The organism is Pseudomonas sp. SWRI68, from assembly GCF_014269165.1.
Taxonomy (GTDB): Bacteria; Pseudomonadota; Gammaproteobacteria; order Pseudomonadales; family Pseudomonadaceae; genus Aquipseudomonas; species Aquipseudomonas capeferrum.
Genome location: NZ_JABWRU010000009.1, coordinates 1 through 21,335 on the forward strand (window position 1 = coordinate 1; position 21,335 = coordinate 21,335).

General features: G+C 59.6%; 10 protein-coding genes and 2 tRNA genes. 8 read left to right on the forward strand and 4 right to left on the reverse strand.

Translation table 11 applies throughout. From position 1 onward, the window contains the following. The first annotated feature begins 31 nt into the window (after window positions 1-31). Both HU770_RS14895 and HU770_RS14900 read left to right on the forward strand, forming a co-directional pair. A tRNA-Gly gene (locus HU770_RS14895) sits at window positions 32-107 on the forward strand. Between the two features lie 84 nt (window positions 108-191). Further along, window positions 192-267: transfer RNA gene (locus tag HU770_RS14900), tRNA-Gly, on the forward strand. 54 nt (window positions 268-321) lie between these two features. On the opposite strand, the gene HU770_RS14905 is transcribed toward HU770_RS14900, so the two are convergent. From HU770_RS14905 to HU770_RS14920, 4 genes are all read right to left on the reverse strand, one after another. Further along, window positions 322-1,824, reverse strand: coding sequence for a hypothetical protein (locus tag HU770_RS14905; protein WP_186664041.1), 1,503 nt, complete (start codon window positions 1,822-1,824; stop codon window positions 322-324). A gap of 71 nt (window positions 1,825-1,895) precedes the next feature. After that, the gene (locus tag HU770_RS14910; RefSeq protein ID WP_238338556.1) at window positions 1,896-3,854 is read right to left on the reverse strand and encodes an autotransporter outer membrane beta-barrel domain-containing protein; all 1,959 of its coding nucleotides are present in this window, start codon (window positions 3,852-3,854) and stop codon (window positions 1,896-1,898) included. Window positions 3,855-4,284: 430 nt separating this feature from the next. Then, on the reverse strand, window positions 4,285-6,282 hold the full coding sequence (locus HU770_RS14915; protein ID WP_186664043.1) for a hypothetical protein: 1,998 nt from the start codon (window positions 6,280-6,282) through the stop codon (window positions 4,285-4,287). 54 nt (window positions 6,283-6,336) lie between these two features. Then, window positions 6,337-11,121 carry an RHS repeat-associated core domain-containing protein gene (locus HU770_RS14920; protein WP_186664045.1) on the reverse strand — a complete coding sequence of 1,595 codons (4,785 nt, stop codon included), beginning with the start codon at window positions 11,119-11,121 and terminating at the stop codon, window positions 6,337-6,339. 175 nt (window positions 11,122-11,296) lie between these two features. Here HU770_RS14920 and HU770_RS14925 point away from each other — a divergent pair, with 175 nt between their 5' ends. From HU770_RS14925 to HU770_RS14950, 6 genes are all read left to right on the forward strand, one after another. Beyond that, the gene (locus HU770_RS14925) at window positions 11,297-13,063 is read left to right on the forward strand and encodes a hypothetical protein (RefSeq protein WP_186664047.1); all 1,767 of its coding nucleotides are present in this window, start codon (window positions 11,297-11,299) and stop codon (window positions 13,061-13,063) included. A gap of 27 nt (window positions 13,064-13,090) precedes the next feature. Continuing rightward, window positions 13,091-15,553, forward strand: coding sequence for a hypothetical protein (locus tag HU770_RS14930; protein WP_186664049.1), 2,463 nt, complete (start codon window positions 13,091-13,093; stop codon window positions 15,551-15,553). 50 nt (window positions 15,554-15,603) lie between these two features. Beyond that, window positions 15,604-16,185 (forward strand): hypothetical protein, encoded by a 582-nt coding sequence (locus HU770_RS14935; RefSeq protein WP_186664051.1) that lies wholly within the window; start codon window positions 15,604-15,606, stop codon window positions 16,183-16,185. Continuing rightward, entirely contained in the window at window positions 16,182-17,876 is a 1,695-nt protein-coding gene (locus HU770_RS14940) for a hypothetical protein (RefSeq protein ID WP_186664053.1), read from the forward strand. Before HU770_RS14935 ends, HU770_RS14940 begins: the two co-directional genes overlap by 4 nt. A 351-nt stretch (window positions 17,877-18,227) precedes the next feature. Continuing rightward, entirely contained in the window at window positions 18,228-20,807 is a 2,580-nt protein-coding gene (locus HU770_RS14945) for a hypothetical protein (protein WP_186664055.1), read from the forward strand. 18 nt (window positions 20,808-20,825) lie between these two features. Further along, window positions 20,826-21,320 carry a hypothetical protein gene (locus HU770_RS14950; protein WP_186664057.1) on the forward strand — a complete coding sequence of 165 codons (495 nt, stop codon included), beginning with the start codon at window positions 20,826-20,828 and terminating at the stop codon, window positions 21,318-21,320. Window positions 21,321-21,335: the final 15 nt, after the last annotated feature.

Here is a 21,335-nt window from a genome sequence, read left to right on the forward strand (position 1 = left end):
AGGGGTTCGAGTCCCCTAGGGGACGCCATTTGCGGGAATAGCTCAGTTGGTAGAGCACGACCTTGCCAAGGTCGGGGTCGCGAGTTCGAGTCTCGTTTCCCGCTCCAGTTTAAATACTGTGGCGTCTATGCGGTACAGTGGTGGTGAAGGTCTTCAGGGCGTTCACGCCGGTAGCGGTAAAGCTTCACAATGCGGGAATAGCTCAGTTGGTAGAGCACGACCTTGCCAAGGTCGGGGTCGCGAGTTCGAGTCTCGTTTCCCGCTCCAAACATGAAAAACGCCACTCTTTTGAGTGGCGTTTTTTTTTGTCCCGTTCGGGGCTCAGGGCAATTGATCGACCAGGGTGGCGCTGATCAGTGGGAAAGGTATCCAGCTCTGCTTGTCGTCGAAGCTGACCTGTACCTTGACCACGAACTGGTAGCCGCGCTCCAGCCCCTGCAGGGCCGTTTTGCTCACCGACCCGACATCGATCACCGGTCGCTCATCGGGTACAGGCATTTCGGTGACTATTGGGAGGGTGACCCGCTCCCTGATATCGCCCAGTTTTACCCCTTCGAGCCACACCGTCACATACTGGGACGCCGCCATGAAGCGCCACGACTGCAGGGTGAACGTGGCGCTGTCGCCCAGGGTATCCAGCACCAGCAGGTTGCCGCGGATCTCCAGGTACTGGATGATCGGCAGCCCGGTCAGGGTGGTGATGCGCAAGCGGTGGGTCTGCGAGATGTGGTTTTCGCCTTTGTAGTCCTTCAAGGTGTAGTCCAAGGGGATTGTCTTGCCCATGCCATGGGCGACGTACTGCCACGGGATGTGATACGCCTGCACGTCTGGTTCGGCGGGTGTGCTGGTCTGGTATGCGCCGGGGGTGCCTGGTTCGCCCCAGTACACAGTCACTTCTTCGTCATCGCCAACGATCACGCTGCTTGGCAGCGTGAATGTCACATAGTCGAGTGTGTTGCGCGGCAACAAGGTGCTGGTGTGTGTTGCGCCATCGGCTTCGAGGATGCGCGGGGGTAGCAGAATGCGCTCGGCCGGCGTGGCAGTGGTCTGCAGGCTTTGCGCCAGTGAATACTGGATGGCAGTGCCAGCACGGTCTTGCACTTCGTAGCGCGCATAGCACACGCCGTTGCTGAATTGCCGAATGAAATCACCAGGGATAGCCAGCACCAGTGGGTTGTCCAGGTCCAGCAGTTCGCGGGCATCGACCTGCTCTCTGCCGTTGGGCGTGTCGCTCCAGTACCAATACAGCGTGTCGCCAACCTGCCTGTCCTGGTAGGCCGGCACCTCGCCCAGTAACTGATCGTCGTTTTCATGGAGGTAGCGGTCGGTGACGCCACCGAGCATGACCTCGTCCGGGAAGATGATCTCGTTGGCCTCAGGCAGTCGGGGCGGCTGGTTGTCGATGGTGATCGTCAAGGCAAGCGAAGGCGTGACGCTGCCATTGAATATCTGCACCTCGTAGTGCAGTTCATGGGTGCCATGGGTCATGTGCTGTACTGGCACCCTGATAAGCCGTTCATGAGGTTGCACCGGCTCGGTAAAGACGCTTTCAAGTATGCATTCGTTGTTCCAGTAGAACCTCAGGTACTCGGGGTCGTCTTCACTGGGCTCGGAAATGCCCCACATCTCGATCTCGACGTCGAGCGGCAAGGACGTGGCCGCAAAGGGCAGGAGGTTGCTGGGCATGCCGGGGGCATCAGGGAGCAATGCCGGCACCCTAGGCTCCAGGTAATACACAACCTCGGCCATGTCGGCGGGGGAGAGGCGTCGCGCGGTAGCCTGGGCCTTTTCCGCAGGCGTATTGGGTGTTTTCGCTTTGGGCATGGTCTGTTCTCCATTCGGTTACCGCGCTCGAACAAAAAAGGGAAGGCCTGCGCGGCCTTCCCTCATGTCTGTCACCAGTTGTATCGCACCCCTAAGTTGACGCCCCAGGGCTGCTCCAGTTTCTCGCCGTTGCTGTAGTCGAACTCGGCGTGCCCGCTCCACTTGTCGGTCCAGGCCGCTGCGACCCCGACGCCTACTTCACCGCGCGAGCCTGCCAGGTTGTTGTTGAACCGGTTGCCGTTGACCTTGACCTGGTTGTCGTCGGCAAATTCGTGCACGGCGGCGACGCGGGCATAGGGTTGAATCATGCCGCCGTCGGCCAGCTCGAACGTGCGACCGACCAGAGTGCCGACCTTGCCTTGCAGCGAGTGGGCAGCGCCGCCTTCGGCGCGCATGCCATTGTCGAGGGTGTAGTCTTTGCCCTGAACTACCAGCCCTGCGACCTGGGCGAAGGGTTCGATGAAGTAGCCGTCGGCCAGGCGCATGTGTCGGCCGACCTCGAGAGACGCGCCCACGCCCAGGTTCTGGTAGTCGCCCTCGGTTTTCTTACCGTCGCTAAGGCGAACGTCAGAGTCATTGTCGAAGCGGTTGATCCGCGCCACACCGTCGAAATACCAGCCGCTCTGCGGATCGAACCAGGTGGTGTAGGCGCCGACATGGTAGCTGTCGACCGTGGCCGAGGAGCCGCGCGCCAGATTCAGGTCGGACTTGCTGTAACCTGCGGTAACGCCGACCAGCCAGTTGCCGTCGCCGGCAGCCAATGGCGTATCGGCACCGAACGAAAAGCCTTGCTGGGTTTGCTGGTACGTCGCGCCAGAACCGTTCGCGACATTGAACTGGTTACCGTAGGTGCGTACCCAAGCTCCGGCTTTGGCGCCGTCGCGACGTACTTCGCCCATGCGCCCCCGCAGGGTGGTGAGCTCGCCATACCAGATGGTCGGCGCCGTGTTGAACAGCGCCATTACCGATTGCGTGCCCGGGCTCACAGCACGTGTAGCCAGGTCGAGGTACCAGTCGTTGCCCGCACCCTTTTGCACCAGGTCATAGGAGTAGGCACCCAGGTCCACCGGGCCACCTTCGAGCGAGAAGCGCGCATCGCCACTGGCGGCGTGCACCATGTGCAGGTCGCTTTCGCCGAGCACTTCATTGCCACTGGCGGTGATCAGCAGGTTGTGATCACCCGTGGCCTGGCCGCTGATTTCAAGGAAGTCAGCCTGGCCATTGGCGAAGTCCGCTTCCATGGCGAAGGTGCCGTTGCCTTGCAGGTTGTCCAGTTTCAGCGTGAGGAACTCACCCGGCGAGCCGAAGCGCACGGTGCCGCCGTTCATGGCCAGGTCGCCTACCTGCCCATTGCCAACCATCGTCCATTCGGCGCCGCTGTCGATGGCCAGGTTCGCGACATTCTCCAGGCGGCCGACCAGGGTGGCAGTGTTTTCCAGGGTGACGTTGGCAGCGCCGCCTTCGGCCACCACGATATCGCCGACCAGGTGGCTGTCGTTGACGCGCAGAGCGGCGCTGGCGGCATCGGCCACTTCCAGCAATACGCCGTTGCTGGCGCCGAGGCTGGAGCCGTTGAGCACGTCAATTTGTGCTGCTGCAACGCGTCCTTCGCCGCGCCCGACCCGGATCGCCGAGCCGTCGAGGCCCTCGACGCGGCTGTTGTCGAGGACCAGTGTGGCTTTGCCATCTGTCAGGCCCGAGCCATCGCGTACCCATACCCCATTCCTGCCACCGCTGACCACGCTCTGGTCGCGGGCGATCAGGGTGCCGTCGAACAGTTCGGCGCCAAACCCATTGGCCGCGATGCCGCGCAGTTGGCTGCGTTCGAGCTGCACTGTGGACTGGTTGATCTGCGCCCCGCGCAAACCGCCCACGAGGGTACTGTCGCTGATACTTGCGCGAGCGCCCTGGTTGGCAATCAAGGCGCGGCCGCTGCTGCTGACAAGGGAGCGCTGCACGATTGCATTGGCGTTACTGAGCGTGAGGCCAATCGAGCTTCGGCTGCCGGGCTCGACGCGGGAATCACTCATCACAAGTGAGCCGCCTGCCTCGACGTCAATATACAGCACGTGCGCGTTATTCGCGGTCAGGGTTGCGGGTGAGAAGACACGGTAGTTGTCCAGCGCGCTGCTCGCGTCGATCAGCGTATCGTCAACAATGTTTTGCTGGGCTACAACAGGAGTGGCTACCAGCCCTAAAGGGACGGCAACGGCTGTGTTAATAAATACCGTGAGTAACTTTAACTTGAACGTAGTGGGATTCGACATGGAATACCATCCTATAATTGTCTCAGCCTCGAAGGGTTGTGAAGTATGTGAGGCTTGGATGTTCAGCTTAAAGTTATAAGTTATCTTGATATGTAGGAATTATCCTACATGCCAAGGTAATAATTCTGAGTCTTGGGTGAAGTAAAAGCAGGGCCGCGTGGTACCCTGCTTTACAGGAGGTGTCGTTTTGCCGTCAAGGAATGCTACACGAGGAACCCCCTTCAGCAATGCTCATACGTTGTACCGCCCATTCTGAACTCAAGCCTGGGTCATCTTCCTTGTTATAGCGTACCCGGGCTCGAGCCCTGATTTGGTCGGGTGGGTTGAAGGTGGGTAGCAGATAATCTTTGTAGGGCTTAACTTCCCAGATGAAACCGCCGATGTGATCGACGTCTAGCGTAATGGTTTCGTTCCACTGGGCATCTATTACGGGATCGGAGCCGTCGGTCTCGCTCGCACCCCACCACGGTTCCCAATAAAGCGTGATTTTTTCACCTAGAGTGAAATGGCTACGCAGGTCCGGGATAGCAACCTTGAGCGAGAGTTCAGCTCCGCTATTGGCCAGTGAATCGCAGTTGATCCAGTTCTTGACCACACCCTGATACACAGGGAGCGGAAGAGTGATGATCACGGCATTGGCATTGACAAGTTGCACCTTCGACTGCTGTTCATTCAGCGCATCATCGGTTTTGCGTATGGTGTAATAGAGCTTCAGCTCGGAATTGTTGCTCGCCTCAAGAATATACTCCCACGGCAAAATTCTCTCCACCGTCGGTCCGTCGGAGGTGTCTACGGTGTAGCGTGCCTCAGTGACTAATATGCCCTCCCAATAAAAGTCGACGACTTCGCCATCCTGAGCATTGTCATAAAGTTCGAACAACAGTGTCGCATCGATGTTGGCATCCGAGTGATCAAGTTTGTTCAGTCCGCCGGAGCCACCACCAATGACTGAGGGAGGGGGCAGCAGTGGGTTGATTGGATCGGGCCAAGTGGGGTCGGGATCGGGACGAACCGGCCCGACGATGCTGAAGTCGACATCCACGCTGATTGGCTGCGAGGGGAAGGGGACTTCCCCCCGTAGAATTGCATACTTCACCGCCGTGGCTTGAGGTACGTCCGTAGCGGTGTACTGATCATGCAGAATAGGATTCGGCACATTGATATAGATTGGGAATGGCTTCGCTCCGACGGGCTCTATTACCAACGGTGCAGTACCCCAGGTGATGGCAATGTGGTCTGTTTCCCTGGCATTATCGTAGGTCTGGATGAGAACCGTTACGCCTTGGATGGCGTCCTTGAGATCGATCAGGTTATCGGCCTGCGCCAGAGGTACTTCAGGCAATTGCAGATTTTTTGGCAAGGCACCCAGTGTCACATTTAACGGGGTGGCAAGCGATATCCGGCTTTTGTTGTGAGCTTTGTCCGTTAGATAATAGGCGAGGTAGTATTTGCCATCCTTCGCCTCTTCGATGACGGCTCGTGGTATTAGTACTTGCGGAGCCGCAACGTCAACCGGCCCCCGGTGAACAGGCGTCGAGTAATCGTCATGCTCGCTAGGGAAATGATCGAAGTAGAAGACCTGATAGGTATCGCCCTCCCTGGCGGTATGATAGGTGGGAATCGAGGCCGTCAGGCCGTTGGGATGGTCCGCGAGGTAATCGTCGTCAATCACCGCGATGGGCAGTGAAAGTGCGTCCAGCTGGCCGTCAGGCAGAGTCGGATTGTAAGGTGCAGTGCGGTCACAGATAAGCGGTACAATGCTTGAAAATACGGTACTAGAATTAAAAGTTACAATCTTGTAACGCAGCCAAAGTCGTCCCTCGGCGAGCTGGTTCAGGGGCACGAACATTTCGAGGGGGAAGTCGCTGGGATCGGCTGGCCCAACCACCTCTTTGGATTCGCCGATATCTCTGAACGTAGAAGGTTCAAGGCCGACCGTGGAAATTTGGAGTTGAACCGTTTCGGTGTCATCTTCCTCGGGGAGAAACTTCCAGGCAGGAATCTGGATCAGAAGATCAGCACTTGCGGCCTCTCGGGAAAGTGTGCCATCTGTATGGTCAATGATCCCTGGGACGACGGGAGGGAGTTCAGTCAGTAATCGACTTAGATACGCTGTTCGCGCGAGTCGATAGGCGCGGCGATCCTGTTCTGCGATTTGACGTTTACTTGAAGAGTTAGCGGGCGTGTTCATGTGCATCTCCCAATGTGCGAAGTAAGTGTCGGCGAATACCGACGGTTTCTCGGGTCACAGGGTTGTTATCCAACTCATACTCCCGCCACGCGGTGTAAATAAGTCAGAGTCGAATGAAATCAGTGAATGTGCGCGCTGAGGCGGACGTGGCAACAGGGAGTGCCGCAGCAATTCAGTCTCGTAATCGGTGAGTCTCGCCGATCTGATAAATCGGTCAGTTCCGTCTATGTTCTTGCCCTGCACTGGCGTTCCTCTGAGCGAATAGGAACCCGACCTGAACGAACGCACGCTTGAAACCAGCGAACCGACGCTCTTGACAACCGCTGGCGCAAACGCCAAAGCCGTCGCCGCCAGCCCGAACCAGGTCGCCATTTCCCCTGACTTCTCATTACCGCTGATGGCGTTATCAAGCTGATACCCCGTCGCTACTACCGTGGCTGCAGTCGCAGCGACGTGTACTGCAGCAGTCGCGATCAGCTTGCCTGCGGCGAAGGCACCCACGACTTTCCAGGCGGCCGCTGCGGCAATCACGGCTTTGCCTGCGGTGACCACGGTGGCGATGGTCGCAACGATGGCGATGCCGACGAACAACCATTTGAGCCAACCGTGTTTTTGCTTGGGTTGTTCGCGTTCGGAATCGTAGGTGATGTCTTCGTCGGGGCGCCGTGGGCGTGACGACACATGGCCGGTGGGGTCCTGGAAGGTGATCGGGTTGCCTTGACAGTATCCGTAATAGTTGAGGCCCCCCGCACCGAACGGGCTGAGCGAGTCCGGGCTATAGAAGCGCATCAGTACCGGGCTGTAGGCGCGGTAGCCATTGCCCAGCAAGTAGCAGCCGCTGGCGGGGTCGAGCACTTCGCCATTGAAGCCTGCATGGGCTTGTGCGCTGTCGACGCTATGGGGCTGGCCGTAGGCGCTGTAGGCAATGCTGCGCTGCTGGTCGGCCTGGCTTTCGGCGATCACGCTGTGGCTGGCAGCGGTGTGCAGCAGCAAGGTCTGCTCAGGCGCGTCGGCCTGTTGCTGGCCAAGCGGCTGGTCGCCCAGGTTCAGGTAGTGCGTCTGGGTCGCACCCCGCACCGCCAGGCTCAGCCGGTTGCCTTGGTACAGCAGTAGGGTATCGTCCTGGCCCGTGCCCGAGGTGCCCAGCAGTTGATTGTGGCCGTCGTAGCGATAGCGCTCGATACGGCCATTATCTTCGCTCGACAGCAGCCGGTTCTGGCTGTCATAGGTCAGCTGGCGGCCGCGTTCATCCTGGGTGAGGTTACCGTTGCGGTCATAGCGGAACGTGGGGTTGGGGGTAGCCCGGGCCGGGGTATAGGTGATACCACGCAGCTGGCACGGGTCATCTGCGGCATAGCGGTACTGGGCGCGCTCCCTACCGCTACCGCCGGCGAACGTGCTGGTGCTTTCGACGATGTTGTCGTAGCCATCGTAGGTGAACGTCTGCGAGCTGATTGGCCGCCCGAGGGCATCATGCGGCAGTTGCAGGCCTTGGCACTGATGGCGGATTAACTGACCCCGTGGGTTGTAGCTGAACGTCTCCTTCAGCAGGTCTACCTGCGCCTGTTGCAGGTGGCGTTGTGCCAGCAAACCGTCCTGGCCCCAGGTCTGTTGCAGGCTGCGCTCCGGCTTGCCAGGCTGGCGCCAGGTGCGCCTGCATTCGCGATCCTGGTCGTCGTATTCGATCTCGGTTTCCAGCGATTTACCGCTGTGCAGGTCGCGACTGGTGACCCGTTGCGGCCGCCCAAGCAGGTCATAGGCGTACTGGATCTCCAGGTGGCCTTGGCGCAGTGTCGATACACGCCCAAACTGATCGTACTGGAAAGCGCTGACCAGGCCATTGTCTTGCGTGGTGGTCAAAGGCAGGCCCAGCAGGGAGTGGTCGTGGCGGCGGGTCCAGGCGAGTCCGGACGGTTGCTGCAGGTGCTCTGCCGTCAGTTGATCGTTGATGTTGTACTCGTACTGGTACTCACTGTTGCCATTGCTGCACGCCGTGACCTGGGCACTCACCGGGTCGTAGACAAAACGTGCTTCATCATCGCTCGCGCTGCTGAGCAACGGATAGAGGGTGTGGCTGAGGGTATAGTCGTAAACCACTTCGCGGCCATCGGCGACGACCTTGTGCCGAGCACGTGATTCACCGCCCTGGTAGTGGTAATGCTCCAGCCGTGGGCCGCTGCTGTTTGCCTTGAGGCGATCGAGGCCGTCGAAGAACTGCGCGCCGACTTCTGCACTGCGGTGGAACTCATTGCCGGGCTGAACAAACACACGGATCGGCAGGTCGGTTTCGCTGTGCCCTGCGTAATCCCGGCTGACCAGGGTGTTATCAGGCAAGCGGGTGCTGAGCATCCGGCCCCAGGCGTCGTAGGTATAGTGTTCGGCGTTGCGCCGCTCATCGAGCTTGCGCAAGCACCGACCCAACCCGTCATAGTACCAGCTCTGTTCCGCCTGCTGTGTGCCGTCGCTGTTCAGGCGCAGGGCCTTGACAGGGTTTTCGAACAGGTTCAGCCAGGTTTGCTCACGGGCGCTGACCAGGTCTGCCTGTTGCCGCCAGCGCTGGATGATTTTGCCCGAGTGGCTGGCGTTGCCCAGCGGGTCGGTCTGCTCGTGCCATTCGACACCGTCGGGTGCGACGGTGCACCGGCGCTCACCCCAATGGTCGTACAGAAAACGCTGTGTCAGTGTCAGGCGCTGCCCATCTGCAAGGTAGTCATAGCGGTCTTCCCGAATTGGCCGGCCCTGTTCGTCATACGCCGCATTCAGGGTGTCGACGAAAACTTCTGGCCGTTCGGGGTAAACATGGTCGCGCTGCTCCCGAATGACCCGCCCAAGGCCATCGAGCAGGCTGCGGGTGCACACCTGGCGGGCATCGCTCACCTGTTGACTGGCCTGTTGGTTGTCTTCGGCGCACAGCGCATACTGGTAGTGCCTGCTGGCTTGGTGAGGGGTGTCTTCAGCGACGGTCTCGCGCACCAGGCGGCGCAGTGCATCGTGTTGGTAGCGGGTCTCTACACCGTCGCCATCACGGCCCAGGACCTGCTCGCCGGTGAACAGCGAGCGTTGTTCCAGCGTGGTGCGTTGCGGGCCATCGTAGCCGGTCACCAGCGTTTCCACCTGCAGCACCGTTTGGCTGGGCGCTGTGCCGGCTACCGTGCGATAACGCCACTCGGTGACTGTTTGCAGGGCGTTGCTGACCTGCACCTTGCGATAAGGCCGGCCATGCTGGGCCGGGTCGGTCGGGGCGTCAGTGTGGTGATGCTCGATGCGGCGCAGTTCCTGCTCGCCTTGCCTCAGGTCGAGCAGGGTTTCAGTGCGCAGGGCGTGCCAGCGCGGCAGGTCGCTGCTGGCCAGTGCCGGGAGTGTCACATACCGGTACTGCTGGCTCAGGATGGGCGCTACCCCTTCACCTTGAGCGGGGAAAGTAACCTGCGCCTTGAGGTGACGCACGAACCCTTCGGGGTCGGCGGGGTGGCCATCTTCATCAACCGGGTTGCCATCGTCGTCGCGAATGACCTGGTACCACTCAGAGGTGTGTGTAACGCCGGTGGCTTCTGTTCGACTCAACAGGTTGCCGTGCGTGTCATAACGGCTGGTGACCATCTCGCTACGATGCGGACGGCTGCCGTCCGCCAGCCGCCACTGGCGCTCTTCGGTTACAGGCAACTGAAAGCTCGGCGGCTGTTGAGCGAAAGGCTTGTGGTAGTCCACGTCGTAGCGGGTGAACTGCGTATTGATATGGCCCTGTTCGATCGACGTTTCCCGGGTTGTCAGGTGGAAGCGGTCGAAGCGCCGTTCGATGCGCGGCAGTTCCTGGCCATCGACTGAGATTACCTCGTTGCTGCCGTACTCGTATTCACCCAGGAATTGATACAGGTTGTCTCGCCCTGAATCATCCCAGCCGATGCTAGTGCTACCGCCGATGAAGTTGTTTCCATCGGGAAACGTGTACTCGATACTGATGGGCGGTTGGCCGAAACGGGGCTCTATGCGGTGAGTGGTGACCCGCGGCAAGGGGGTGCGGCCGCTGCGGTTGGGGAACTGATGCCCGCCATCGTCGTAACTCAGGTATTCGCGTGAACCCGTCGGGGTGCCGACCTCGCTCATGCACAGATGGCCGAACACCGTTCGGTAGGTGTAGCGCCAGCTGGCCATTTCGGCCGTTGGCAAAACGATCGTGGCCACCCGATTGTCGCTGCCTTGCAGCACCATCCGGTACCTCGCCAAAGGGCCGCCGTCTTCACCCTGGTAGGGGTGTTCGTCCAACTCGATACCGCCGCCGTCCCTTTTCAGGCTGAACAGCAACCGGTCGCTGCCGTCTTTGATAGTCGCCAGCACGGGGTGGGTGCTGGCGAACAGGACGTAATCGAAGTTCAACCGGTGCCCTTGGGGCGAGAGCAGGGTCTTGGTCAGGTACACCTGGCGATCGGCGCTACCTTGCTCGGTGAGGATCTCCACCACCCCCGAGCGGTGCACCACACGCAGGCCATCGGCCCCTTCCTGGTAGACATGGAAGTTGTCGAGCCGCTGCTCCTGCAGCGTCATCGGTCGTGTGCCCTGGTCGGTGATCTTGAACGACTCGCCGGTACTCAACGACAGCACCTGGTCGTGGGGCGTGAACTGCGAAACCTTCAGGTTCCAGCCCATGCCGTAACCCGAATCCTCGGTATTGAGCGGGCTGAAGAACAAGCTTGGCTTGAACGCCGGCCCCTGTCCGTCGTTGCCACCCAGTTCTGACAGTTCGATCGCCACCGTGTACTGCCCGGTGCGAGGATCGACGCCGCCTGAAATGAAACTCATGAAGTTCATTGCATTGGAGTGCACGGAAGTCTTGATGGTCATGGTTCACCTTCACGTGGGATGGTCGTGACAACCGCTTTGCCAGTCGGGGGTCACGCTAAGGCCACGCTGCTGCGCTGTCACCTGGCATTTTTGCCAGTTTCGCCACGTTGTGGCGAGCGTATATAACTCTCGCCATTGATCACCGGCACTGCTCGAACGAGCAAGCGAGGCATGTATGGTTTCAAGACCCGTGCTACCCCATATTCCGCTATTGCGTGATGCAAACATCGATGTGGTCGAGCTCAATGGCGGCGCCCTCGAGACCTGGATCAACCCCGGTATGAGTGCTGGCGATATCATCACCTTGAACTGGCGCGGCTGCACCGCCGATGGCGATGTGGTCGACCTGCTCGGTTCAGAGTGCCCGCAAGATGTCGACCCGGTGCTGGGCGGCAAGTTGAGCATTCCGAATACCGTCCTGGTCAGCCTGTCCGGAGGGTACGTGTTCTACTCCTATGCACCGGGTTTGCGGGTGGGGCCTGACACCGAATCGCTGCGGTTGTTCTTCTCGGTCGACGGCGTCGCGAACACGGGGTATTCGTTGGGCGTTGCGCAGATCGCGCAATCGCACGATCTGGTGCTCGAAGTCGGCAAGCTGAATCAGGACCAGACCGTTACCATCCCTCCCTATGAATCGATGTCAGTGGATGATGAGCTGGTTCTGACCTGGCAAGCCTATATCTACGACTCTCCCGAGCAGCCCTACACCGGCCGTCACCCTGTCGGGGCGCATGATATCGGCCATCCGATCAGCATGCTGCTCCCTATCGAGTATGTGTGGGACCTTCAAGAAGGCGACTACGGCGACCTGCACTATGTCATCGCGTACTCCAACGGCAGTACCAGCGAATCCCCGACACAGCGTTTCGTCGTGCAGTCATTCGCCTCGCCCGAACCCCTGTTGGAAGCGCCGCAAATCCCCGGGTACGACGGCAATGGTTACTTGAACCCCGATGACTATCGCGAGGGTGTTCCGCTGGTCATAGCGCCTTACCCCGGAATGCAGGCAGGTGACCAGATCGTCGTGTCCATCAACGGCCGTGATCGCACGGTGCGCGGTGTGCGCATGGATATGAGCAACATCGATAGCCAGCGCCTGTTGGTGTTGTTGGAGCCAGGTTGGCTGAGCGAAGAGCGATTCGGCCAGGCGTTCGAGATCTATTATCAGTATTCCCGTCATCGTCAGGCACGGCGTTCGCTGCCGTTGCAACTGACCGTGCGCCGCCCGCTGTATCTGCCTTGGCCGATCATCGAAAATGCGGTGCCAGACGTCGGCGATGATCCGAACCAAGCCACGCTGCATCCGCGCGATGCGCCCTGGGGGGCCCATGTACGTATTCCAGCCGATGCTGAAACAGCCGGCGCGGTGGTCAAGATGCACTGGGACGGGCATGCCAGTACTGGCTCAATCATCATCGATACGCCCTCTGCCGGTGATCCTCGACGGTATCTCGTCCCTGGCTCTGCCATTCCAGCGAACATAGGTAAGCGTTTGCGGGTGTATTACACCGTCACGCCGCCTGGTGAACAGGCTTATCCCTCCGCAGCCTTCGACCTGCGTGTCGATGATTATGCACAGCAGGTTTATCCGCTAATCAGTGGTCGGGATATCAAGAACAGCGAACTGAGCCTGGCGGATGTGCAGGGTGACAGTAGCCCGTTCACCTTGGCCTCCTGGCCCTTCATGGCTGAAGGGCAACTGCTGCGTATCCAGGCCTTGGGTAGACGCGGGCCGAACGATGAGGTGTCGATCTGGCTGCGTGACAACCTGCCGGTCAGCGAAGAGGAATATTACGTCAGCGAGATTCACGCCCAGTTGCCGAAAAGTTGGCTGGAAAGCCTGCAGCTTGGTCGGGAGTTTCTCATCACGGTCGCAGCAAGTTTCGACGATGGCGAAAGTTATAAGCCTTTTCGCTCCGTGTCTGCACGGCTCGTGCATTAACCATCACTTCAACGTGAGAACCTGCACATGAATAACACATTGCCTGCTTTGCTGAACTGGATGCGTGAAAGAAGTCGGTTATTCGACTGGGACATGATCGTGTCGCTGGACCGCGCCAAATACAACAGGCTGCTCAGCCAGGAATATATTCGTCGTTTCGATACCCAGTCTTACTTGCCGCCAATCAGCGGCAGCATACCGATCATTAATGAATACAAGGTATTCATTCACGACTTCACCCTGGACCGCCCGCGTCTATCGTTCGAGAACGCCAACCTGAACGACTCCAAGGCACGCCTGCGCATGTCGGTCATCGCTGGGCAGCAGGTGGATCTGCAAAATCGTCTAGGCAAATGGTATGTCCAGAGGCTCGACTTCATCGGCCCGCTTGCAGGGCCCGAATTGAAACTCGATCTGCGTTTGGGTGACGTGCCAGGGAATGTTGCGCAAGGGGGCGAGATCAGCCTGGACCTCAGCCAAAGCGACAATTTCGAGTTGAGCTTTGCTGATAGCAATAGGGCTAAGGAAGAGGGCGGGGCCTTTTTCCGGGAACTCTTCAGAAAGTTGCCGCCTGCGCAGCGGGTGTGGTCTGCGGGGCAGATTGCACCAGGGCTGGAGCCGTTGTTGTTCCCGCAGAGTTTTCGCCTGCGCACCCAGGCGCACCCGGATCAAGCGCCCGGCACCGACGAGGGCGATGGCGCTGTGCTGGGGTTCGTGCGCATGGCAGGCAGCTATGAGGGGTCGCTGCCTGAGACGGATTCAGACTTTCGCTACCTGATCCCCGACGAACCCAGCTACTCGGCGACCGTGCTGCTGGACCGCCAGCGCATCATGACGGCCGAGTTGTTGCGCCAGTTCCGCGGGCTACTGACCGACGCAGAGTTTGAACTTCACTACAGCGAAGGTAAACGGCTTGAACGTATTTCGGCGGTGAACGGGCATTACCTTCATCCCTATCAGGAATTTGATACGGTCGGAGACCCAAAGTTCAGGCTGAACGGCGAGCAAGTCCTCATTTTCATGAAACATAGCGTCGACGTCACCCCAGCGCCCTTGAAAAACAACTTCCACTGCGTACTTGAGGGTAATGATCTTCATCTGGAATGGACAATCACCGCTCTGGCCTCCGTGAAATTGCTGAAACTGGAGGATACGCACCAGCTCTTCACTGAGCATGACTGGGAACAATTTTCAGTTGTCGATCAGCCCTTTTCGCTGCGGGTGAATGCCCATTATGAAATGGGTATTGGCGACACAGGAACGCTTCAACTGAAGTCGCTTGATGTCAAAGACATCACACCGCCTGTTGACATACCCGACCATGAGGTTCCGTCGGACAGCGACACGACCCTCCAGGCTTCGCGGAGCAGCGACGCGACCCTCCAGACTTCTCGGGACACCTTGATGGGGTTGTTAGTACTCTACTACGTGTTTTTCGTTCTATTTACGATCCGTGGCCAACTTAGGCCCACTTACGAGACTGCCATCAGAGCCCGCCTGGCCAAGGATATGCCCACGGGCCTGCTGACCGAAACCCTGGTCCACGATACAGTGCGCTTGAGTTTCGGCGGCGCTGTGATTGGGCATGAGGTGCAGGCGCCCAACGACATCGGCCTGTTCGGCGCGGTCAGCCCGTCACTGACTACCTTCGAGATATCGCCCCTGGAACCGGTGATGGTTCAGGGTACTTCGTTGCAGTTCATCAGCGGGCAGCGTGACGATGCGCTGGATTGGGCGTTGAAATGGGTCGATGGCGCCACAGGCAATGTCGGCAGCATTACCCATGGCAATTACCAGGCGCCCCCCGCAAGTGCCATGGACCGAGACTATCTACGTGTCCGCGTCACCGCTACCGATCCCGTGACGAACTTCGCAAGCTCCGCATTGGTTACCGTAATGCGCCAGGGCCTGGACCTGAGTCCCTTGGTGGAGGTCTGCCCCGTGAAGGCCGAGGTGGTACTCACAGCAGGTAGCCTGACGCCGCAGAACCTCAGCTGGCGCATTCTGGGTGACAGCCCCCATGGCTCGCTGAGCGTCACCACTGGCGCACGCACTCATTATGTCGCTGGGGAGGGGATAGCCGGCGCCGCGTTCCTCGTCGAACAGGTTGAAGTGCAGGACAGCGTGTCCCGGCAAACCCATACCACGTGCGTCATCACCCGCATGGCCACTAGTGCGACCCTCTCAATAGCGCACATGGACTTGGTCAAGGGGGAGGTGCAACTTGAGCTCTATGTCAATAATGCCCCGATGCCGAATGCCGCGTGGTCGGTGCTTGTCGGTCCCGGTTCGTTCGACGCCGACACGTACCGAGTTGATCCACTTAGCGATGCACGTTTCGTGGTGCTCCAAGGGCTCTACGACTTCTGCATCCCGACCTTACCCCCGTTCGCCGACTTCATCGTCCTGCCGCTGCCTCTGGCTGATTTCGAGGCTGAAATGCGAACCCTGTGTGCCCATGTAGTCGGGACGGCAGCCGGCCAAGGCTGACGCGCTCCCGCACGCCATTGCAAGCCTCGTCATCGAATCTGGAGAACGCCATGTCTGGTAACGCATTGCCACTGCTGCTGGCTTGGATGAAAGATCACCCCACGCATGGGGATTGGGACTTCATCGCCGCGCTGTCCCCTGCAGTATTCAACCAGTCCCTGCAGGCGGGCTACGTGCAGCGCCTGGCAGAGCAAGGTGCCATGGAGGGGATCGACGCACGCATCGCCATACCCAGCACGGGGATTACCCATCATCTGTTCGGGTACCATCTGGCGGCACCTGAGTTTGAACTGACCGTGCCTTCCTACGAAACTGCGCGGTTCACCCAGCGCACTGCGGTCGCGGGAGGTGTGCATGTTGTGCGCGACAGCATGCAAGGGGTGATCGGCGTAAGCGCTCACGATGCGCTCGACGGCTTGTGTTTGCGACAGACGTTGGACCTGATCGATGGGGGCAGACGTTGTCCGCCGACCTCGCACTGTCTGACGACCTGGAGTTGTCCCTTGGCCAATCATTACCGGAACGCACTGCGGGCGGCGAGTTTTTCAAATTTTTCTTCACCAGCTTGCCACCTGAGCTGCGCGTCCAGACCTTGCTGGAATTTGCAGACACCTCAGGTAATGCCTATTTGAGGTCGCGCAGGCTTGGTCTGCGTAGCCATGTCAGTGCAGTCGATGGTCAGCTTGCGGTGGTGTTGTTTGCCGCATTGGAGCATGGCTCCTTTGGGGCCTACCCCGCCCGAGGCTCGAATTTCCCGTTTTTGCTGACCGACGAGCAGGGCCCCGACAACCCGGCAACCGTGCTGCTGTCGCGGCGCCTAGTGCACCGCGCCGCTTTTGCTAACGCTGTAGAGCATCTGCTCGAAGGAGGGCAGTTCGATTACCAGCAAGAGGCGGATGTACGGGTGAGCATGCAGGCGAAGGCAGGGTTGCTGCAAGGCCCAGGTATCCATTACGACACTCGTGACTTTCAGTTCCAGTCGTCCAGTATCAGCGTACCTGTTGGGGCAGGTGCGTTGCCGTTGCGTGTGGACCTGCTCGCAAGCCATGCCGAGCTGAATTGGCAAGCACCCTGCTCGGTCGAGTTTCGTTACAAGCGCCCTGATGCCACTTTATGGAAGACCCACACCGCGACATTCGACTTCCAATTGCAGCACCGTTTCGACCTGTTCAAACCAGAACCTGAAGAGGCTGCTGGCGGCCTGTTGTTGGGGCAGATCCTGTGGCCGGTAAGCGATGCGCCTGAGGTGACTCATGTGTCTGGCCTGCCCGAGCTCCTGCCGGCTTCGGAGCTGGCACAGATCAATCAGTTCATTGCCCTCGCCCTCAAACAGACGATTCTCAAGCGTTTGACCCTGCGACTCACGGCGAGGGTGCCTGAGCAAGTGTTGGGGCAAGTGCGCTTGGCCCGCCATGCGCGACTCGCAGCGCGACAGTTGGAGATGCCCAATGGCCTTGCGTTGTTCGGGTCGTTGCAGTCAGGCAACGACACCTTACGTATCACTGAGCCCTACGTGTTGTTGGCGGCGGGTGACCGGCACAGCTTCGAGATCGACCCGGCGCACCGAGGCACTGTTACCTGGAGTGTGGCCGTTGTACCTGGCAGCCAAGGCCTGCCCGGCAACATCGACGCCGCCACCGGCGCCTACCGGGCACCGCCGGCCCATGGTATGGGGCGCGATGGTGTGCGGGTACTGGTCACGGCGACCGACACCAGCACCCGCGCGCGGACCATCAGCCTGGTGAGTGCGCTGCGCCAGCGCATCACGGTCAACCCTTTGATACGGGTTTGCAGTGTCGGCGATGAAGTGCCGGTGAGCGCCGGCACGCTCGGTGGCGAGCTGCAATGGGCGCTGGTCGATCCAAAACCTGGCAGTGGTGCCCTGCGCCCGGCGGCTGAAGGTACTGGCCAAGTCTACGCCGCTGCCGAGCAGATCAGTGATGCCCCGTATCTGATTGAAGAGGTACAGGCCAGTGATTTGCAAACTGGGGCGGCTGCTTCTTGCCATGTTTTGGTGATGGCAGCCGAGCCTTTGCTCCAGGTGCGCTACACCCTGTTGCCCAACGGGGCGCTGCAACTGCAGGCGCTGATCATGGGCAACCCGGTATCCACTGATGTGCAGTGGCAATTACCGCTCGACGGCCCAGGTGAAGTAACCGCCGATGGCCGTTATCTGCCAGACCCGAGCACCGCTGCGCCTTACGTGCTGGTCATCGCTACCTACGAGTTGCCTTCGCCATTAGGGACGGCCTACGGCTACCTGATTCTGCCCCTGGACGAGCGCTGGGACGTCACTGCTCACGCGCATGCCAACCAACCGTAATCAGTTACATGAGGATGAATCATGGCCAATTCAAAGGAGCAATTGCTCCGGCGGATGAGTGAAAGGCCGGTAACCGAGGGTTGGGGGGCCGTCGCTGTTTACAGTCGCTCGCGTCTCAATCATTTGTTGGAACAGCAATACAACGAGCGGCTGGACACGATGCGCTTTCTGCCGTCGTTCAGCCAATCGCTGGCCAGTCCGGCGCCTGCTGAACATCGAATCAAACTGGAGAAAATCAACTTTGGTACGCCTCGGCTGTCTTTCAGCAATGCCTCGCTGAGCAACTCCCGGGCATTGCTTACACTCGCTGTTGTTGGCGGGCGCTGCACCACGTTTGATCAAGCTAACGGCGTGCTGCTGTCCACCTTCAGCGTCACCGAGGCCATGGGTTTTTACCTTGAGATGGAGATCGACCTGGAGCATGTCGCGGGCGAGGTTAACCGGCGCGGGCGGGTTACCCTCGACCTGACCAAGGGCGCGCGAATGGCCTGCAATCTGCTGGCTGAGCAGCCCGTGCTCAATGAAGCGCTGGTCACGGCGCTGCACGCCTGGTTCCAGGGTTTGCCGGGCCGTGTCAGTGCCTTCGACCTGGGCATGATCGACTTCGATGGCTACGACCCGCTCTCGCCGGCCAGCTTCGTGCTTCGCACCCAGGCTGCCCCCGGCGCCAGGATTCCCGGCTCGACAAACCATGGCGATGGTGCGGTGCTGGTGTTCATCCGTGTGCTTGGCGACAGCCAGAACGGTGCTTTCCCCGGCGAGGACTTCCCCTACCTTATTCCCGATGGCGACTACTCGGCAACGCTGGTCCTCGCGCAACGCTTGCTCGAGCAGGTGCGCGATGGGCATCTGGAGGTGCTCAGCAGCCTGCTGTTCCCAGGCTCCCACGCCTTTATCGAAAAAGAGCGTAAAACGCCCTTGGACTTGGTGGTGTTCGGCAATATCGACCCGCTGCTCACCACCTATCGTATCGAGCCGGCCGGCGTCGTCATTGAGGCAGGGCAGCGCCAGCAGTTCACCTTGCATGACGGTGCCGGCAAACCCGTAACTGCCAGCCGCTGGCGTGCGGTCAGCCTGTCCAGCCACACGGTGCAAGGCCATGGCGAGATCGACTCGCGCAGCGGCCTTTATACCAGCCCGGCACGCAATGCCATCGGCCGCGAAAGCATGGCCGTAGTGATCACCGCCGAGGTGGACAGCGACGTGACCAACCGTCCTTATGTCGCTTCGCTGCGGGCGCTGGTGACGTTCGAGGCGCTGACGCTCTGCCCGCAGGTGGCGAGTTTCGCACCTGGCCAACAAGAGGCCATCGCCCTGAGCGGGTGGAGCGCTGATGCGGCGCCGGTGAGTTGGGAGCTGATCGAACCTCGCCATGGCGAACTGGCGGAACTGGATGGGCAAAAAGCCGTGTTCGTTCCGACACCCCGTGATGCTCAGCGCTCTCTGGTGGCACAACAGGTGCGGGCGCAGGGCACCGCTGAGGCGACAACGGCCTTGTTACTGGTCAATGGTCAGCAGTTGCTGACGGTAGACCCTCCCTATGCCGCCCATGTGCAGCGCGGCAACAGCTTGCAACTGGCCGACGATGGGCGCTTCCTGGACGCCATTCCACGGCGTTGGCGGATGCTCGCGGGCGATGGCCAGGTCGATGAACGGGGTCTGTTCATGAGTGCGGACCAAAGTGCCAGCCAGAGCAACGTGGCCGTCTGCGAGCTGATTCACAATGGCGTGGTGTACGCCAGTGGCTACAGCGTGGTCAACCAGAGCGAAATGGCGCAGGAAGCGTCCTGGAACTTGTTGAGTGTGTTTAATGTGCGAGTTTTGGGTGGTGCGGACAACGGGCGGCTCGGCAGGCTGTATGCCAACGGCTACCAGCAGCTGGAACTGGAGGTGTACATCGAAACGGCGCCCAATGGGCAGGATTACCCGTTGAGTGTCGAAGAGCGAGCCAGCCTGAACCTCATGCTGGTAAGAGGGCCTGAGCATGTGCCGTTCCTCGATGAGCAGCAAGAGGGCATTGAACCGTCGGATGAAACGCCTTGGGCCGTCCGGCTCACGGGTAACCGCTTCGACATGGCCAATGCCAACACGGCGCACTCAGAACGGTCGCAGCTGCTCAATGACCGGCAATGGACCACCAGCCTGTTCCTGCACAGCAGAACGTCTGTGGGCCAGAGCCGTGAATTGTATGCGCGCATCCAGAGCGACAGCGGTGAGTGGCATTCCTCCAACGACACCTCTGACCCGCGTGCGACGGTGGAGGTGACTGCAGCCGAGCTGCCGCGTCAGGGCGCGGAGGACTACAGTTTCGAGCGCATTCGGGTGGCGGGCGGTTCGCGTAACCCGGGTGACCCTGAGGAAGACGACTTCGATTTCCATTTGCGTACGGTCGACTACTGGACACTCAAATACCGCTATGCGGACTTCGTCAGTTGCGAATTCGTGGCTGTTGAAAATAACCAGGTGCAGCCCGCCAAACTGACCAACCTCTCGATGATCCGTTGGGAGAGCGAGTACGTGGGCGAGTCGATGTTCAGTTACACAGGTTCCATTTTCCATAATCGTCAACGCGGGTATCCGCAGTACGTGACCTTCGACGCGAGCCTGCCGGCCTTGTCGCAGAGGCAAAAGTGGGGTGAGAACGACCTGGAGGTCGGGGCAACAGGCTTTGAGACCGGTGCATTGGTCATTGTCAATGTGCGGGTCGACGACATGCCCTATCACCCGGTGGGTGACCCGAATCGCGACTTCGTTTCCAAGCCCGTGGTGGTACTGCTGCACGACAGCAAGGGCAATTCACACTATCGACGCATCGACTACCTGCCGCGCAACACACCGAGTAATCGTAATTACCTGACACAGCTCCGGGTGGAACCCACGCTTGTTGAACCGGGCCGTACCCTCACCGTTGCGCTGGATCTGAAATATTGACATGCCAGGAGCGCCATCATGGTCAACAGATTGTCACATGCTTGTTTGTTGCTCGTTTGCGTGTCCCTTGGGCTATTAGGGGCGGGGTCGAAGGCGCAGGCGCAAGGTTCGATTGATTTTGCCGAACGATTCGAGGGGGGCGCGCCTGCGGGCAAACAGTGCTCGGTCAGTTTGCCGGAAAAGTACAGTATCACGCAACGGCTCGACGACGTGGGGTGCCACATCAACTCTCAGTACTTCAAATTTAATAATGTGGAGTCGGGGGCGGTTCTGGAACTTTGGGATCATAGAACCTGCGGTGTTCTTCGCATGGGCCCGAGGAGCAGTGATTGGGTATTTATACTGCGCACCATCAAGCAGCCGACCACCACGAGATGGATGGCAGTTGCTGACATTCAGACCGCCGATCCTATGAATAATCCAATCGTTGCCGCAGGTGTTCAAATGCTATTCAAACGCGTTGTGAACAGAGAGTGGGATCAGCTAAGTTGTATCAGGGTTATGCGGCCTTAGCGATGTGCACGGTGA

Coding starts and splice junctions, on each gene's coding strand:
- HU770_RS14950 (WP_186664057.1), top strand. CDS start 20,826: ATGGTCAACAGATTGTCACATGCTTGTTTGTTGCTCGTTTGCGTGTCC.
- HU770_RS14915 (WP_186664043.1), bottom strand. CDS start 6,282: ATGAACACGCCCGCTAACTCTTCAAGTAAACGTCAAATCGCAGAACAG.
- HU770_RS14930 (WP_186664049.1), top strand. CDS start 13,091: ATGAATAACACATTGCCTGCTTTGCTGAACTGGATGCGTGAAAGAAGT.
- HU770_RS14905 (WP_186664041.1), bottom strand. CDS start 1,824: ATGCCCAAAGCGAAAACACCCAATACGCCTGCGGAAAAGGCCCAGGCT.
- HU770_RS14925 (WP_186664047.1), top strand. CDS start 11,297: ATGGTTTCAAGACCCGTGCTACCCCATATTCCGCTATTGCGTGATGCA.
- HU770_RS14910 (WP_238338556.1), bottom strand. CDS start 3,854: ATGAGTGATTCCCGCGTCGAGCCCGGCAGCCGAAGCTCGATTGGCCTC.
- HU770_RS14920 (WP_186664045.1), bottom strand. CDS start 11,121: ATGACCATCAAGACTTCCGTGCACTCCAATGCAATGAACTTCATGAGT.
- HU770_RS14935 (WP_186664051.1), top strand. CDS start 15,604: ATGTCTGGTAACGCATTGCCACTGCTGCTGGCTTGGATGAAAGATCAC.